This window comes from Pseudoxanthomonas sp. J35, assembly GCF_000513995.1.
Classification (GTDB): Bacteria; Pseudomonadota; Gammaproteobacteria; order Xanthomonadales; family Xanthomonadaceae; genus Pseudoxanthomonas.
On record NZ_AZVB01000023.1, the window covers coordinates 37,687 to 52,515 of the forward strand.

At 71.3% G+C, this 14,829-nt stretch carries 13 protein-coding genes; 7 read left to right on the forward strand and 6 right to left on the reverse strand.

Translation table 11 applies throughout. The features are described 5' to 3' along the window. Positions 1-61 precede the first annotated feature (61 nt). From phoB to PSEJ35_RS0112230, 5 genes are all read left to right on the forward strand, one after another. The gene (phoB, locus tag PSEJ35_RS0112210) at positions 62-751 is read left to right on the forward strand and encodes a phosphate regulon transcriptional regulator PhoB (protein ID WP_028918040.1); all 690 of its coding nucleotides are present in this window, start codon (positions 62-64) and stop codon (positions 749-751) included. A 19-nt stretch (positions 752-770) separates the two neighbouring features. Beyond that, positions 771-2,168: a phosphate regulon sensor histidine kinase PhoR gene (gene phoR, locus PSEJ35_RS0112215; RefSeq protein WP_051412668.1), complete on the forward strand. Its 1,398-nt coding sequence runs from the start codon at positions 771-773 to the stop codon at positions 2,166-2,168. Positions 2,169-2,192: 24 nt separating this feature from the next. Further along, entirely contained in the window at positions 2,193-4,301 is a 2,109-nt protein-coding gene (gene ppk1 / locus PSEJ35_RS0112220) for a polyphosphate kinase 1 (RefSeq protein ID WP_028918042.1), read from the forward strand. Positions 4,302-4,354: 53 nt separating this feature from the next. Then, positions 4,355-5,878 carry an exopolyphosphatase gene (gene ppx / locus PSEJ35_RS0112225; protein ID WP_028918043.1) on the forward strand — a complete coding sequence of 508 codons (1,524 nt, stop codon included), beginning with the start codon at positions 4,355-4,357 and terminating at the stop codon, positions 5,876-5,878. A gap of 85 nt (positions 5,879-5,963) precedes the next feature. Next, positions 5,964-7,721 (forward strand): VWA domain-containing protein, encoded by a 1,758-nt coding sequence (locus tag PSEJ35_RS0112230; protein ID WP_028918044.1) that lies wholly within the window; start codon positions 5,964-5,966, stop codon positions 7,719-7,721. Positions 7,722-8,207: 486 nt separating this feature from the next. Here PSEJ35_RS0112230 and PSEJ35_RS0112235 read toward each other — a convergent pair whose 3' ends face one another. Genes PSEJ35_RS0112235 through PSEJ35_RS0112245 form a run of 3 tightly spaced genes read right to left on the reverse strand, consistent with a single transcriptional unit; the run spans position 8,208 to position 10,226 of the window. Next, positions 8,208-9,152, reverse strand: a complete 945-nt coding sequence (locus tag PSEJ35_RS0112235) for an aspartate carbamoyltransferase catalytic subunit (protein WP_028918045.1) — start codon at positions 9,150-9,152, stop codon at positions 8,208-8,210. Between the two features lie 41 nt (positions 9,153-9,193). After that, positions 9,194-9,667 (reverse strand): Holliday junction resolvase RuvX, encoded by a 474-nt coding sequence (gene ruvX, locus PSEJ35_RS0112240; RefSeq protein ID WP_028918046.1) that lies wholly within the window; start codon positions 9,665-9,667, stop codon positions 9,194-9,196. Then, a complete protein-coding gene (locus PSEJ35_RS0112245; protein WP_028918047.1) occupies positions 9,660-10,226 on the reverse strand; it encodes a YqgE/AlgH family protein in 567 nt (188 codons plus the stop codon). Before PSEJ35_RS0112245 ends, ruvX begins: the two co-directional genes overlap by 8 nt. A 77-nt stretch (positions 10,227-10,303) precedes the next feature. On the opposite strand from PSEJ35_RS0112245, the gene PSEJ35_RS0112250 reads away from it, so the two are divergent. Next, positions 10,304-10,846: a DNA-3-methyladenine glycosylase I gene (locus tag PSEJ35_RS0112250; RefSeq protein WP_028918048.1), complete on the forward strand. Its 543-nt coding sequence runs from the start codon at positions 10,304-10,306 to the stop codon at positions 10,844-10,846. Between the two features lie 17 nt (positions 10,847-10,863). On the opposite strand, the gene PSEJ35_RS0112255 is transcribed toward PSEJ35_RS0112250, so the two are convergent. From PSEJ35_RS0112255 to PSEJ35_RS0112265, 3 genes are all read right to left on the reverse strand, one after another. Next, entirely contained in the window at positions 10,864-11,538 is a 675-nt protein-coding gene (locus PSEJ35_RS0112255) for a YitT family protein (RefSeq protein ID WP_028918049.1), read from the reverse strand. Between the two features lie 170 nt (positions 11,539-11,708). Further along, positions 11,709-12,839: a PilT/PilU family type 4a pilus ATPase gene (locus PSEJ35_RS0112260; RefSeq protein WP_028918050.1), complete on the reverse strand. Its 1,131-nt coding sequence runs from the start codon at positions 12,837-12,839 to the stop codon at positions 11,709-11,711. A 143-nt stretch (positions 12,840-12,982) separates the two neighbouring features. Then, positions 12,983-14,020: a type IV pilus twitching motility protein PilT gene (locus PSEJ35_RS0112265; RefSeq protein WP_024869363.1), complete on the reverse strand. Its 1,038-nt coding sequence runs from the start codon at positions 14,018-14,020 to the stop codon at positions 12,983-12,985. 105 nt (positions 14,021-14,125) lie between these two features. Between PSEJ35_RS0112265 and PSEJ35_RS0112270 the strand changes: the two genes are divergently transcribed. Beyond that, positions 14,126-14,812, forward strand: a complete 687-nt coding sequence (locus PSEJ35_RS0112270; protein WP_028918051.1) for a YggS family pyridoxal phosphate-dependent enzyme — start codon at positions 14,126-14,128, stop codon at positions 14,810-14,812. Positions 14,813-14,829: the final 17 nt, after the last annotated feature.

Consider the following 14,829-nt stretch of genomic DNA (forward strand, 5'->3'; position numbering starts at 1 on the left):
GTAACACGCCGGTCATCGAACGGTAGTCTAATCGCGGCGACGCGCCCTCCCTGGACGTTCCGTGCAGAAGCAGATCCTGATCGTCGACGACGAACCGGCCATCCGCGACATGGTCGCCTTCGCCCTGCGCAAGGGCGACTACGCGCCGGTCCATGCCGGCGACGCGCGCGAGGCGCAGGCGGCCATCGCCGAGCGCGTGCCCGACCTGATCCTGCTGGACTGGATGCTGCCGGGCACCAGCGGCCTGGAGCTGGCCCGGCGCTGGCGCCGCGAGGCACTGACCCGCGAGGTGCCGATCATCATGCTCACCGCCCGCGGCGAGGAGGACGACCGCGTCGGCGGCCTGGAGGCCGGCGTCGACGACTACGTGGTCAAGCCGTTCTCGGCGCGCGAGCTGCTGGCGCGGGTCCGCGCGGTGATGCGCCGCACCCGCGAGGACGACGAGGACGGCAGCATCAGCGCCGGCCCGCTGCGCATCGACGGCGCCGCGCACCGCGTCTTCGCCGGCGACAGCACCGTGCCGATCGGCCCCACCGAATACCGCCTGCTGCACTTCTTCATGACCCACCCCGAACGCGTGTACAGCCGCGCCCAGCTGCTGGACCACGTCTGGGGCGGCAGCGTGTACGTCGAGGAACGCACCATCGACGTGCACATCCGCCGCCTGCGCAAGACCCTGGAGCCGTTCGCCGCCGACGCGCTGATCCAGACCGTGCGCGGTGCCGGCTACCGCTTCTCGACCGCGACCTGAGCGGGAGCGCGCCCACGGTATGAGGCCCTTCCCCGACAGGCTGGAATCCGCTGCCGCTCCGGGCCGCGCACCCGTGCCCCTGCGCGCGGCGTGGCGGCGCACCCTGGCCGGCACCCTCGCGCTGCTGGCCATCGCGCTGCTGCTCGGCCTGGCCCTCGGCCAGCCCGCCTGGACGCTGGCGGCCGCGGCGCTGGTCCTGCTGGCCTGGCACGGCGGACGCCTGCATCGCATGCTGGCTGACATCGACGCGCACCGGGCCGCGCCGCCCCGACGCGGCGGCAAGGGCGTGTGGAACGCGCTGGCCGGGCTGCTGCGGCGCGACCGGGCGGAAATGCGGGCGCGCAAGCGTCGCCTGCTCGACCTGCTGCGCGCCTACCGCGCCGCCGCCGACGCCCTCCCCGACGCGGTGGTGGTGGTCGACCGCGACACCCTGCGCATCCTCTGGTCCAACCGCGCCAGCACCGTCCTGCTCGGCCTGCACCGGCCGCGGGACCGCGGCGCGCCGGTGGTCGAACGCCTGCAGCCGCTGCCGCTGGCGCGCTGGCTGGCCGCCGGGCGCAACGCCGAACCGATGCATGACGCGCGCTCGCCGGTGGACGAGCGCGTGCGCCTGGACCTGCGCCTGGTCCCGTATTCGGAGGACTACTGGCTGCTGGTCGCCCGCGACGTCAGCAAGCTGCTGCACCTGGAACAGATGCGGCAGGACTTCGTCGCCAACGTCTCCCATGAACTGCGCACCCCGCTGACCGTGGTCCACGGCTACCTGGACATGCTCGATCCGGAAGACATGCCCGAGTGGCAGCCGATGCTGGAGGAGATGCGCCGGCAGTCGCAGCGCATGACCCGGCTGGTCGAGGACCTGCTCACGCTCTCGCGGCTGGAAGCACGCGACAGCCTGCCCGAGGAGACCGTGGCCATGGCGCCGATGCTGGCCGCGCTGCGCCGCGAGGCCGAGGCCTGGTCGCAGGGCCGGCACGCGATCGAGGTGCAGGACCTGGCCGGCTGCGACCTGGCCGGCTCCGGCCAGGAGCTGCACAGCGCCTTCTCCAACCTGGTCACCAATGCGGTCCGCTACACCCCCGCCGGCGGCCGGATCACGATCCGCTTCGCCCGCGATGCCGGCGGCGGCGCAGTCCTCTCGGTGCAGGACACCGGCCAGGGCATCCCCGCGGCGCACCTGCCGCGCCTGACCGAGCGCTTCTACCGGGTATCCGGCAGCCGCTCGCGCGAAAGCGGCGGCACCGGCCTGGGGCTGTCCATCGCCAAGCACGTGCTGGGCCTCCACCAGGCACGGCTGGAGGTGGAGAGCACGGTCGGCCAGGGCAGCACCTTCAGCTGCCACTTCGGCCCCGGGCGGGTCCGGGCGAGGCATGATGGAGAGGCCGAACCGCCTGCGGCCCGCCAGGCCAGCCACTGACCCGCTTACGAGTTGCGCGCGACGATGGAAAACGACCTGCTTCCTTCCGATCCGGCAGCGGCCGCCCCCGCAGGCGACGGCGACGACGTACTGCGCGACCCGGCGCTGTACCTCAACCGCGAACTGGGCCAGCTGGATTTCAACTTCCGCGTGCTGGCGCAGGCGCGCGACCCGTCGGTACCGGTGCTGGAGCGGCTGCGCTTCCTGTGCATCTCCTGCACCAACCTCGACGAGTTCTTCGAGATCCGCGCGGCGATGGTGCGCCACGCCCAGGCGCTGGGCCTGCCGGCGCAGTCCGACGGCATCGCCCCGGCGCAGCTGATGGAACTGATCCACCAGCGCGCGGCGGAACTGGTGGAGGCGCAGTACCGCTGCTGGAACACCGAGCTGCGTCCGGCCCTGGCCGAGGCCGGGGTCGACATCCTGCCCCGCCGCACCTGGAACCCGCGGCAGCGCCGCTGGCTGCGCGCCTGGTTCCGCAAGAACGTGGTGCCTGTGCTGTCGCCGCTGGGGCTGGATCCCTCGCATCCGTTCCCGCGCATCCTCAACAAGTCGCTCAACGTGGTGGTGGTGCTCGACGGCATCGACGCGTTCGGGCGCCCGGGCCACCTGGCGGTGGTGCGCGCGCCGCGCTCGCTGAGCCGCATCATCGAGCTGCCGCCCAGCCTCGCCGGCAAGGGCCGCCAGGCCTTCGTGCTGCTGTCGTCGATGCTGTCGGCGTTCGCCGACGAGCTGTTCCCGGGCATGGAGGTGCGCGGCGCCTACCAGTTCCGGGTGACCCGCAACTCCGAACTGGTGGTGGACGAGGACGAGGTCGAGAACCTGGCCTCGGCCGTGCGCAGCGAACTGGCCGGGCGCGGCTACCGTCCCGCGGTGCGCCTGGAGATCTCGCACGACTGCCCGCGGCCGATCGTGCGCACCCTGCTGCAGAACTTCGAGCTGCCGGAGAACGCGGTCTACTACATCGACGGCCCGGTCAACCTCAACCGCGCGATCGTGGTCCACGAACTGGTCCAGCGGCCGGACCTGAAGTACCCGGCGTTCTCGCCGCGCAGCCGCCTCGGGGACCGCGACGTGTTCGCGGTGGTCTCGGCCGGCGACGTCCTGCTGCACCACCCGTTCGACTCGTTCTCCGGCGTGCTGGAGCTGGTCACCCAGGCGGCGTCCGACCCTGACGTGCTGGCGATCAAGCAGACCCTGTACCGCACCGCCAAGAACTCGGCCATCGTCGATGCGCTGGTCCTGGCCGCGCGCAACGGCAAGGACGTCACCGCGGTGGTCGAGCTGCGCGCGCGCTTCGACGAGGAGGCCAACCTCGCCTTCGCCGAGCGCCTGCAGGAGGCCGGCGTGCAGGTGGTCTACGGCGTGGTCGGCTACAAGACCCACGCCAAGATGATGCTGGTGGTGCGGCGCGAGGGCCGCCGGCTGCGCCGCTACGTGCACCTGGGCACGGGCAACTACCACAGCGGCACCGCCAACGCCTACACCGACCTGGGCCTGATCACCGCCGACCCGGAGATCGGCAACGACGTGCACCTGCTGTTCCAGCAGCTGTCCGGCCTGGCGCCGTCGATCCGGCTGCGGCGCATCCTGCAGTCGCCGTTCACCCTGCACAGCGGGATCCTGCAGCGGATCCAGCGCGAAACGCGGCTGGCGCGCAGCGGACGGGCGGGACGGATCATCGCCAAGATGAACGCCCTCAACGAGCCGCAGGTGGTGCGCGCGCTCTACGAGGCCTCGCAGGCGGGCGTGCAGATCGACCTGATCGTGCGCGGCGCCTGCACGCTGCGCCCCGGCGTGCCGGGCGTGTCCGACAACATCCGCGTGCGCTCGATCGTCGGCCGCTTCCTCGAGCACAGCCGCGTGTACTGGTTCGGCAACGACGGCAGACCTGAGCTGTTCTGCGCCAGCGCCGACTGGCTGGAGCGCAACCTGCTGCGCCGGGTGGAAACCTGCTTCCCGATCCTCGACCCGGCGCTGGCCGAGCGCGTGTACCGCGAGGTGCTGCAGAGCTGCCTGGCCGACAACCTCAACGCCTGGGAGCTGGGTGCCGACGGCAGCTACCGCAAGCGCGAACCGGCCCCGGGCGAGGCACCGCATTCGGCGCAACAGGCGCTGCTGGATGCGCTGTAGGGATCGCACCTGCCACGGGCAGCAGGCATGGAGCTTCCGCTAGGATACGCGCCATGCCCTTTCCGCCCCCCCGCCCGCAGGTCCAGGACGGCGACGCGCTGGCCGCGATCGACCTCGGTTCCAACAGCTTCCACATGGTCCTGGCCCAGCACAAGCCGGGCCAGTTGCGGGTGATCGACCGCCTGCGCGAAACCGTGCGCCTGGCCGACGGCCTGGACGAACACGGCGGGCTGAGCGAGCCGGCGCGGCAGCGCGCGCTCGACTGCCTGGCGCGCTTCGGCCAGCGCCTGCGCGGCGTCGAGCGCCTGCACGTTCGCGCGCTGGCGACCAACTCGGTGCGCAAGCTGCGCGATCCGCACGAATTCCTGCACGCCGGCGAGACCGCGCTGGGGCATCCGATCGAAGTGGTGTCCGGCCGCGAGGAGGCGCGCCTGATCTACCTTGGCGTGGCCCATGCGCAGCCGCCCAAGCCGGGACAGCTGCGCCTGGTGATCGACATCGGCGGCGGCTCGACCGAGTTCATCATCGGCCGCGGCTTCGAGCCGGTGGAGCGCGAGAGCCTGCAGGCCGGCTGCATTGCTTCCACCCGCCGCTTCTTCCCCAACGGCCGCCTGTCGAAGCGCCGCTGGAACGCCGCGGTTACCGGGATCACCGCCGAGTTCCAGCAGTTCGCGCGTCGCTACCGCCAACTCGGCTGGCAGGAGGTGCTGGGTTCGTCCGGCACGCACAAGGCCATCGGCGAGATCTGCGCGGCGATGAAGCTGACCAAGGGCGCGATCACCGCCGAGGCCCTGCCCAAGGTGCGCGAACAGCTGCTGCGCGCCGACAGCATCGACCAGATCGACCTCCCTGGCCTGTCCGCCGAGCGCCGCCCGATCATCGCTGGCGGCGTGCTGGTGCTGGAGGCGGCGTTCCGCGCGCTCGGGTTGCAGAAGCTGCTGGTCAGCAAGGCGGCGATGCGCGAAGGCATCATCTACGACATGCTCGGCCGCGGCAGCGCCGCCGATCCGCGCGACGCCTCGATCGCGTCGCTGGTCATGCGCTACGGCATCGACGAGGTGCAGGCGGCGCGGGTCGAAGCCACCGCGCTGCGCCTGCTCGAACAGGTCGCCGCCGACTGGAACCTGGAAGACGACGACGCGCGCATGCTCGGCTGGGCCGCGCGCGTGCACGAGCTGGGCCTGGCGATCGCCCACAGCGGCTACCACGTGCACGGTTCCTACGTGCTGGAGCATTCGGACCTGTCCGGCTTCTCCCGCCAGGAACAGCAGGTGCTGGCCGCGCTGGTGCGCACGCACCGGCGCAAGGTACCCAGGAGCGCCTTCGACGCCCTGCCCGACCGCCTGCTGCTGCCGGCGCGGCGCATGGCCGCGCTGCTGCGGCTGGCGGTGGTCCTGCACCGCGGCCACAACGGCGAGGACATCCCGCGGCTGGACCTGTCCGCCAGCGGCAACCGCCTGCAGCTGGTGCTGGAACGCGACTGGATCGAAAGCCGCCCGCTGCTGCGCGCCGACCTGGTGGCCGAGCGCGAGGGCATGGCCGGGCTGGGGATCGGATTCGAGCCCATGGTCGCCTGAGTGGCCCGAGGGCCCCCGCCCTCCTTCAACCCCATCCGCCACGCCCGCGCGTTCGATCTCCCGTCCAGCCCACGGGAGTCCCGACATGCGCACTGCCCCGAAGTCCCCGCTCGTCCTGGCCCTGGCCGTCGCCATCGCCCTGGCCGCGGCCGCCTGCAGTACCGGCCCGCGGTCGGGCACCGCCGCTTCCGCCGACGCGGACGCCACCGCCGATGCCCGGGCCGAGGCCCTGGCCCAGGCCCGGGCACGCGAGCATGCCCTCGCCCGGCGCAAGGTCGCCGAAGCCCCCGCCGGCCTGATGGCGCCGGCGCCGCCTCCGCCTGCCCCGGCCGCGATGGCCGCGTACGCGAGCCGCCAGGCGATGGCTCCGCACTGGATGCCGGTACCCTCGCCGCCGCCAGCGAACACCGAGGTCTACGCCGGACGCGACGACAACCCGGTGCAGCGCGCCAGCGAACAGCCCCTGTCGACCTTCTCCATCGACGTGGACACCGGCAGCTACGCCAACGTCCGCCGCATGCTGCGGGCGGGCGTGCGCCCGCCGGCGGATGCGGTGCGCGTGGAGGAGTTCCTCAACTACTTCGACTACGGCCACCCGGCGCCGGCCAGCCGCGACGTCCCGTTCCGCGTGACCACCGAACTGGCGCCCTCGCCCTGGAACGCCAACCGCCAACTGCTGATGATCGGCATCAAGGGCTACGAGGTCCGCCAGGCGGAACTGCCGCCGGCCAACCTGGTGTTCCTCATCGACACCTCCGGCTCGATGGATTCGCCGGACAAGCTGCCCCTGCTCAAGCGCGCGCTGGCCATGCTGGTGCCGCAGCTGCGCGCGCAGGACCGCGTCTCGATCGTGGTCTACGCCGGCTCGGCCGGCCTGGTCCTGCCACCCACCCCGGGCGACCGCCATGCCGAGATCCTCGCCGCACTGGAACGCCTCCAGGCCGGCGGCAGCACCAACGGCGGCGAAGGCATCCGTCTGGCCTACGCGGCGGCGCGCCAGGGCTTCGTCGAAGGCGGCGTCAACCGCATCCTGCTGGCCACCGACGGCGACTTCAACGTCGGCACCGTCGACCGCGGCACCCTGGAAACCTGGGTCGCCGACCAGCGCAGGTCCGGCATTGCCCTGTCCACCCTCGGCTTCGGCAGCGGCAACTACAACGACGCCATGGCCGAACGCCTGGCCGACGCCGGCGATGGCCAGCACGCCTACATCGACACCGTGCAGGAAGCGCGCAAGGTGCTGGTCGAGCAGATGCAGTCCACGCTGCTGACCATTGCCCGCGACGTGAAGATCCAGCTCGAGTTCAACCCCGCCCTGGTCGCCGAATACCGCCTGGTCGGCTACGAGAACCGCCTGCTCGGCCACGCCGACTTCGCCAACGACCGCGTCGACGCCGGCGACATCGGCGCCGGCCACGAAGTCACCGCCCTCTACGAGATCGCCCTGGCCGGCTCCGGTGGCGAACGCCTGCCGCCGCTGCGCTACGGCGCCCCGCCATCCGCTTCCGCCGCGGCAAGGACCGGCGAACTGGCTCACCTGCGCCTGCGCTACAAGCTGCCGGACCAGGACCGGAGCCGCCTGATCGAGACCCCGGTGCTGCGCTCGTCGCTGCGCCCGGAACCCAGCCCTTCGCTGCGCTTCGCCACCGCCGTGGCCGGCTACGCCGACCTCCTGCGCGGCGGCGGCAACGTCGGCGACTGGACCTGGAGCGACGTCACCACCACCGCTCGCGGCGCCCTCGGCGACGACCGCTGGGGCCTGCGCCACGAGTTCCTCGGCCTGGTCGAAGAAGCCCGCGGCGTAACCGGCGCGGACACGCCGCGACCGCTGGCGAGCGAATGACCCCATGCCGTCCCACGCCCCGCTCCGGCGCGTCGACCTCTGGCCCCGTAGAGTCGGGCCTGCCCGACTCCCACGCCGGATGTCCGACGTGCGCGAAAAGCAGCGGGGCAAGCCCCGCTCTACAAGAAGCAACCGCACAGCCCCTCCCGCAGGGAGAGTGGCGAGAACGAACGAAGTCACGACCCGAACGCGCCCGAAGACGCGGTAGCGTGGGGGTAGCCAAAAGCGTCTCGCTGGGTGATGCGGTTGGGAAGCTGGCGCGTGGCGACGCGCCGGGCGTCACCAGCGCCCTGGCGCATTCCCGGCGCGGACGCGGAACCGCGCGATGCGCCATACCCGCGCGCTGCCGCGGCTCCGTCCGGAGCCCGCCACGCGAACGCCGTTGCCGTTGCGTTTGCTGTTACGGCCGCCCCCCAGTCCCCGGATGCGCTTCGCTTATCCGGGCTACAGACGCGGGCCTCTCTCCCGATGAGAGAGCGACACGGCTCAGCCGAGCAGGTGCTCCAGCACCGCCATGCGCACGGCCACGCCGTTGGCGACCTGGCGCAGTACCCACGACTGCGGGCCGTCGGCGACCTCGTCGGTGATTTCCACGCCGCGGTTGATCGGGCCCGGATGCAGCACCGCCGCATCGCGCGCCGCGCGCGCCAGGCGCTGCGCGGTGAGGCCGTAGCGCGCGTGGTAGTCCTCCAGCGACGGCACCAGGCCCTCTTCCATCCGCTCGCGCTGCAGGCGCAGCATCATCACCGCGTCCACGCCCTCCAGCATCGCGTCGAAATCGTCGCCGACCACGCAGCCGGCGGTGGTCTCCGCGTCCGGCAGCAGCGAGGCCGGCCCGCAGACCCGGATCTCGCCCGCGCCCAGCGCGCGCAGCGCATGCAGGTCGGAACGCGCCACCCGCGAATGCTTGACGTCGCCCACGATCAGGATCTTCAGCTTCGAGAAATCGCTGCCCTTGGCCTGGCGCAGCGTCAGCATGTCGAGCAGGCCCTGGGTCGGGTGCGCGTTGCGGCCGTCGCCGGCGTTGACCAGCGCCGTGCCCTCGCCGGCCGCGTTGGCCAGCGCCTGCACCGCCCCGTCGCCCGGATGGCGCACGATGAAGCCGCGCACCCCCATCGCCTCCAGGTTCTTCAGCGTGTCGCGCGCGGTCTCGCCCTTGCGCGTGGACGAGGTCGATGCGTCGAAGTTGAGCACGTCCGCGCCCAGCCGTTGCGCGGCCAGCTGGAACGAGCTGCGGGTGCGCGTGGAAGGCTCGAAGAACAGCGTGCACACCGCCGTGCCGGCAAGCACCGCGCGCTTGCCGACGCGGCCGACCGCCGCGTCGCGGATCTGCCCGGCGCGGTCGAGCAGCTGCAGCATGGTGGCGGGCGGCATGCCCTCGAGGGTCAGCAGGTGTCGCAGGCGGCCGTTCGGATCGATCTGGGGCGTCATGGCGTCGGTGGCAGGTGCTGGGAATGGGAGATGGATGCGGCTCACACCGGCGTGGCGTCGCCGGGCGACTCCAGCCAGCGCTCGATGATCACCGCCGCGGCGGCGGCATCGAGCGCGGCGGCATCGCGGCGGCGGCGGTTGCCGGCGGCACGGTCGCGGGCGAAGCGGTGCGCCGCCTCGACCGAGCTGGAACGTTCGTCGACCATCACCACCGGCAGCCGGTAGCGGGTCTTGAGCTGGTTGGCGAAGGCGCGGGCGCGGCGGCGCGCCGGCTGGTCGGCGCCGTCGAGGGTCATCGGGTCGCCGACCACCAGGCCGCGCGGACGCCACTCCGCATGCAGGCGGTCGACCGCGGCCCAGTCGGTGCCGTTCTCGCGCACGTCGACCACCGCCACCGCCCGCGCCCCGCCCAGCGCGCTGCCGACGGCCACGCCGATGCGGCGCGAACCGACGTCGAAGCCGAGCACGATCGCGTCGGCCGCGAGCAGGGCCTCGTTCGCGGGGGCCTCAGGCATGCCCGCTGTAATCGGCCAGGCGGAACAGGTCGACGCCGATGCGCCCGGCCGCGGTCTGCCAGCGGCGCTCCAGCGGCAGGTCGAACAGCAGCTCGGCGTCCATCGGCGCGGTCAGCCAGGTGTTCTCGCCCAACTCGTATTCGAGCTGGCCGGCGCCCCAGCCGGCGCAGCCCAGCGCCACCAGCGCGCGCGGCGGCCCCTCGCCGGCGGCCATCGCCTCGAGGATGTCGCGCGAGGTGGTCAGGTACAGGCCGTCGGCCACCTGCAGGCTGGAATCCCAGGCGCGGTCGCCGTCGTGCAGGACGAAGCCGCGTTCCTGGTGGACCGGCCCGCCGTGCAGCACCGGGCGCGCGCACAGTTCCTCGTCGTCGCTGCCGATGCCCATCTGCGACAGCACCTGGCCGAGGGTGTACTCGGAGGCGCGGTTGACCACCACGCCCATGGCACCCTGTTCGTCGTGCTGGCAGATCAGCGCCACGCTGCGCGCGAAGTTGGGATCGGCCAGCGCCGGCAGTGCGATCAGCAGCTGGTTGGCCAGGTTGTCGTTCGCCACGGACATGCGCGCATTCTAGCGCCCATGCGGAGGCGGCGGCCGGCTGCCGCATAATCGGGCAGCCCACCACCACGCCTCGCCACATGTCCGGCTACTGCGACTTCGCCCCGGGCCACCCGCTGCACGGCCCCTACCACGACCACGAGTACGGCTTCCCGGAGCGCGACGAGCCCGTCCTGTTCGAGCGCCTGCTGCTGGAGATCAACCAGGCCGGGCTGAGCTGGGAAACCATGCTGAAGAAGCGCGAGGGCTTCCGCCGCGCCTACGACGGCTTCGACGTGGACCGGGTCGCCGCCTACGGCGAGGCCGACCGCCAGCGCCTGCTGGCCGATCCGGGGATCATCCGCAACCGCCTGAAGATCGAGGCGGCGATCCACAACGCCCAGGTGGTCCGGCGCCTGCGCGACAGCCACGGCGGCTTCGCCGCCTGGCTGGACGCCCACCACCCGCTGGACAAGCCCGGCTGGGTGAAGCTGTTCCGCCGCACCTTCCGCTTCACCGGCGGCGAGATCACCGGCGAGTTCCTGATGAGCCTGGGCTACCTGCCCGGCGCGCACCGCGCCGACTGCCCGGTGCAGGCGCGGATCGCCCCGCTGGCGCCGCCGTGGATGGCGGCGGCCGGCTGAAGCGCCGGCACCGGCGGTCACACGCCCATGTAGCGGTGCGGCCGGTGGTTGAACATCAGCACCAGGCTCAGCAGCACCGCGCCGACCGCCGAGTACAGCACCTTCGACGGCGGCAGCACGAAGAAGGCCGCGGTCATCAGCAGCGCGTCAAAGGCCAGCTGGACCTTGCCGGCGCTGATCCCGTGGTCGCGCTGCAGGTACACCGCCAGGATGCCGACGCCGCCGAGACTGGCGCGGTGGCGGATGAAGAACAGCACGCCGAGCCCGCACAGCGCCCCGCCGACCACCGCCGAGTACAGCGTCGACATGTAGGCGTAGCCGGCCCAGCGCGGCAGCAGGTCGGTGAGCAGGCCGCAGGCGCCTACCGCGACGAAGGTCTTGAGGGTGAACTCCCAGCCCATCCGCCGCACCGCGATCCAGTAGAACGGCAGGTTCACCAGCACGAACACCAGGCCGAAGTTCCAGCCCAACGCGTAGTGCAGCAGGAACGAGACCCCGGCCATGCCGCCGATCATCAGCCCGCCCTGGGCGAACACGGCCAGGCCCAGCGAGGCCACCAGGGTCGCCAGCAGCATGCCCTGCACGTCCTCGGCCACCGAATGGTGGAAGGCGCGGTCGTCCGCCCGGGTCCCGGCCGAGTCGGGTGGCGGGGTCAGGGGGCCGGAAGTGACGACGGTGCCGTCCGCGGGCAGGGGTTCCTGCCCGGGCCGGAGGTCCGGATCGGTGGCGTTCACGTGGGGGGCCGCGGGTGGGGGGCGCGATTCTAGCCTGAGCCGCGCCCGGGTAACGTCGCCAGGAAACGACGAGGCCGCCCGGAGGCGGCCTCGCTGTGCGCCGGAAGGACCCGGCCGGCAGCGGCGCCTCAGCGCGCCTCGGCGATCTCCACCCCGTCCAGGCCCTGGGCCAGGGTGCGGGCGTCGCCGCCCTGGGACAGCTTGATGCGCAGGCGCACCTCGTTCTGCGAGTCGGCGTAGCGCAGCGCGTCCTCGTAGGAGATCTCGCCGGCCTGGTACAGCTCGAACAGGCTCTGGTCGAAGGTCTTCATGCCCAGGTTGGTCGACTCCTTCATGACCTCCTTGAGCTTGTGGATCTCGCCCTCGCGGATGTAGTCCTGCACCAGCGGGGTGCCGAGCAGGATCTCCATGGCCACGCGGCGGCCCTTGCCGTCCGGGGTCGGCACCAGCTGCTGGGCGACCACGCCCTTGAGGTTCAGCGACAGGTCCATCAGCAGCTGGCCGCGCCGGTCCTCGGGGAAGAAGTTGATGATGCGGTCCATCGCCTGGTTGGCGTTGTTCGCATGCAGGGTGCACAGCACCAGGTGGCCGGTCTCGGCGAAGGCGATGGCATGGTCCATGCCCTCGCGGGTACGCACCTCGCCGATCATGATCACGTCCGGGGCCTGGCGCAGGGTGTTCTTCAGCGCCGCCTCCCAGCTCTCGGTGTCGATGCCGACCTCGCGCTGGGTGACGATGCAGCCCTCGTGCTTGTGCACGAACTCGATCGGGTCCTCGATGGTGATGATGTGGCCGGTCGAGTTCTGGTTGCGGTAGCCGATCATCGCCGCCAGCGAGGTGGATTTACCCGTGCCGGTGGCGCCGACGAAGATGATGATGCCGCGCTTGGTCATCGCCAGCGTCTTGATGATCGGCGGCAGGTTCAGCTCCTCGACGGTCGGGATCTTGGTCTCGATCCGGCGCAGCACCATGCCCACCTGGTTGCGCTGGTAGAAGCACGACACGCGGAAGCGGCCCACGCCGGCCACGCCGATGGCGAAGTTGCACTCGTGGGTCTTCTCGAATTCCTCGCGCTGCTGGGGCGTCATCACGTTGAGCACCAGGTCGCGGCTCTGCTGCGGGGTGAGCGGCGTCTGCGTGATCGGCGTGATCTTGCCGTGGACCTTCATCGCCGGCGGCATGCCCGCGGTGATGAACAGGTCCGACGCCTTCTGGTGCGCCATCAGCTTGAGGAACGAGGTGAAGTCGATGGTGCTCATTGGGGCTCCTGCGGAGCGGTGATTCGTGATCGGTGATTGGTGATTCGAGGAAGCAAACCGCCTTTCCAGCTCACCCATCCACGCCCACGATCACGGCTTTTACGAATCACGAATGACCAATCACCAATCACACGCCTTTTCGATCACTCGAAAAGGCGCTTGTCCTTGGCGTATTCCTTCGCCTGCTGGCGGGTGACCAGGCCGCGCTTGACCAGGTCCTGCAGGTGCTGGTCGAGTGTCATCATGCCGTACTGCTGGCCGGTCTGGATCGCAGAGTACATCTGCGCGACCTTGTCCTCGCGGATCAGGTTGCGGATGGCCGGGGTGCCGACCATGATCTCCCAGGCCGCGGTACGGCCGCCGCCGACCTTCTTCAGCAGCGCCTGCGAGATCACCGCGCGCAGCGATTCGGACAGCATCGAGCGGACCATCGGCTTCTCGCCGGCCGGGAACACGTCAATGATGCGGTCGATGGTCTTGGCCGCCGAGCTGGTGTGCAGGGTGCCGAACACCAGGTGGCCGGTCTCCGCGGCGGTCAGCGCCAGGCGGATGGTCTCCAGGTCGCGCATTTCGCCGACCAGGATGTAGTCGGGGTCCTCGCGCAGCGCCGAGCGCAGGGCCTCGTTGAAGCCGTGGGTGTCGCGGTGCACCTCGCGCTGGTTGATCAGGCACTTCTGCGAGGTGTGCACGAACTCGATCGGGTCCTCGACGGTGAGGATGTGCCCGTACTCGTTCTTGTTGATGTGGTCGATCATCGCCGCCAGCGTGGTCGACTTGCCCGAGCCGGTCGGGCCGGTGACCAGGATCAGGCCCTGCGGCTGGTTGATCAGCTCGCGGAAGATCGGCGGGCAGCCCAGGTCCTCCAGGGTCAGCACGTCCGAGGGAATGGTACGGAACACCGCGCCGGCGCCGCGGTTCTGGTTGAACGCGTTGACGCGGAAGCGGGCCAGCGACGGGATCTCGAACGAGAAGTCGACCTCGAGGAACTCCTCGTAGTCGCGCCGCTGCTTGTCCGACATGATGTCGTAGACCAGCGCATGGACCTGCTTGTGGTCCAGGGCGGGGATGTTGATGCGGCGCACGTCGCCGTCCACGCGGATCATCGGCGGCAGGCCGGCGGACAGGTGCAAGTCGGAAGCCTTGTTCTTGACCGAGAAGGCCAGCAGTTCGGCGATATCCATCCAAGATCCCCCAGGTGGCCCGCGTTCTGTGCGCAGGCTGGAACGTTACATCCCCTGCGGGGCAGTATAGCGCTCCCGCCGCTGCCGCCAATGCCCGGAAAACCGATGTCCGCCGACCGTCTCAGAATCGTGCTGCAGCGCATCCAGAACGCGGCCGAGGCCTGTGGCCGGCCAGCGCCGGCGCTGCTCGCGGTGTCCAAGACCCAGCCGGCGGAAGCCGTGGCCGCCCTGGCCGAGGCCGGCCAGCGCGGGTTCGGCGAGAACTACGTGCAGGAGGCCGCGGCCAAGCGCGCCGCGCTGGCGGAGCGCCATCCCGGCCTGGCCTGGCACCTGATCGGCCACCTGCAGTCGAACAAGGCCGCGCTGGCCGCGCAGACCTTCGACTGGGTGCACAGCGTCGACCGACCCAGCGTCGTCACCGCCCTCGCCCGCCACCGCGACCCGGCGCGCGGTCCGCTGAACGTGCTGGTGCAGGTGAACGTCGAGGCCGAGCCGGGCAAGTCCGGCTGCGCCCCGGACGACCTGCCGGCCCTGGCCGCGCAGGTGGCGTCCGAGCCCCAGCTGGCGCTGCGCGGTCTGATGTCGATCCCGGTGCCGCACGAGGACCCGGAACTGCGACGCCCGGCGTTCCGGCGCATGCGCACCCTGTTCGAGCAGCTGGCCACGGAGCATCCGCGCGTGGACACCCTGTCGATGGGGATGAGCGATGACTTCGCGATCGCCATCGAGGAAGGCTCGACCCTGGTCCGGATCGGCACCGCCCTGTTCGGCCCGCGGCCGCCGAAGCCGTAGCGCATTCCCTGGAGGAC

Coding starts and splice junctions, on each gene's coding strand:
- PSEJ35_RS0112250 (WP_028918048.1), top strand. CDS start 10,304: ATGTCCGGCTACTGCGACTTCGCCCCGGGCCACCCGCTGCACGGCCCC.
- ppx (WP_028918043.1), top strand. CDS start 4,355: ATGCCCTTTCCGCCCCCCCGCCCGCAGGTCCAGGACGGCGACGCGCTG.
- PSEJ35_RS0112260 (WP_028918050.1), bottom strand. CDS start 12,839: ATGAGCACCATCGACTTCACCTCGTTCCTCAAGCTGATGGCGCACCAG.
- PSEJ35_RS0112245 (WP_028918047.1), bottom strand. CDS start 10,226: ATGTCCGTGGCGAACGACAACCTGGCCAACCAGCTGCTGATCGCACTG.
- PSEJ35_RS0112230 (WP_028918044.1), top strand. CDS start 5,964: ATGCGCACTGCCCCGAAGTCCCCGCTCGTCCTGGCCCTGGCCGTCGCC.
- PSEJ35_RS0112265 (WP_024869363.1), bottom strand. CDS start 14,020: ATGGATATCGCCGAACTGCTGGCCTTCTCGGTCAAGAACAAGGCTTCC.
- PSEJ35_RS0112270 (WP_028918051.1), top strand. CDS start 14,126: ATGTCCGCCGACCGTCTCAGAATCGTGCTGCAGCGCATCCAGAACGCG.
- phoR (WP_051412668.1), top strand. CDS start 771: ATGAGGCCCTTCCCCGACAGGCTGGAATCCGCTGCCGCTCCGGGCCGC.
- PSEJ35_RS0112235 (WP_028918045.1), bottom strand. CDS start 9,152: ATGACGCCCCAGATCGATCCGAACGGCCGCCTGCGACACCTGCTGACC.
- ppk1 (WP_028918042.1), top strand. CDS start 2,193: ATGGAAAACGACCTGCTTCCTTCCGATCCGGCAGCGGCCGCCCCCGCA.
- ruvX (WP_028918046.1), bottom strand. CDS start 9,667: ATGCCTGAGGCCCCCGCGAACGAGGCCCTGCTCGCGGCCGACGCGATC.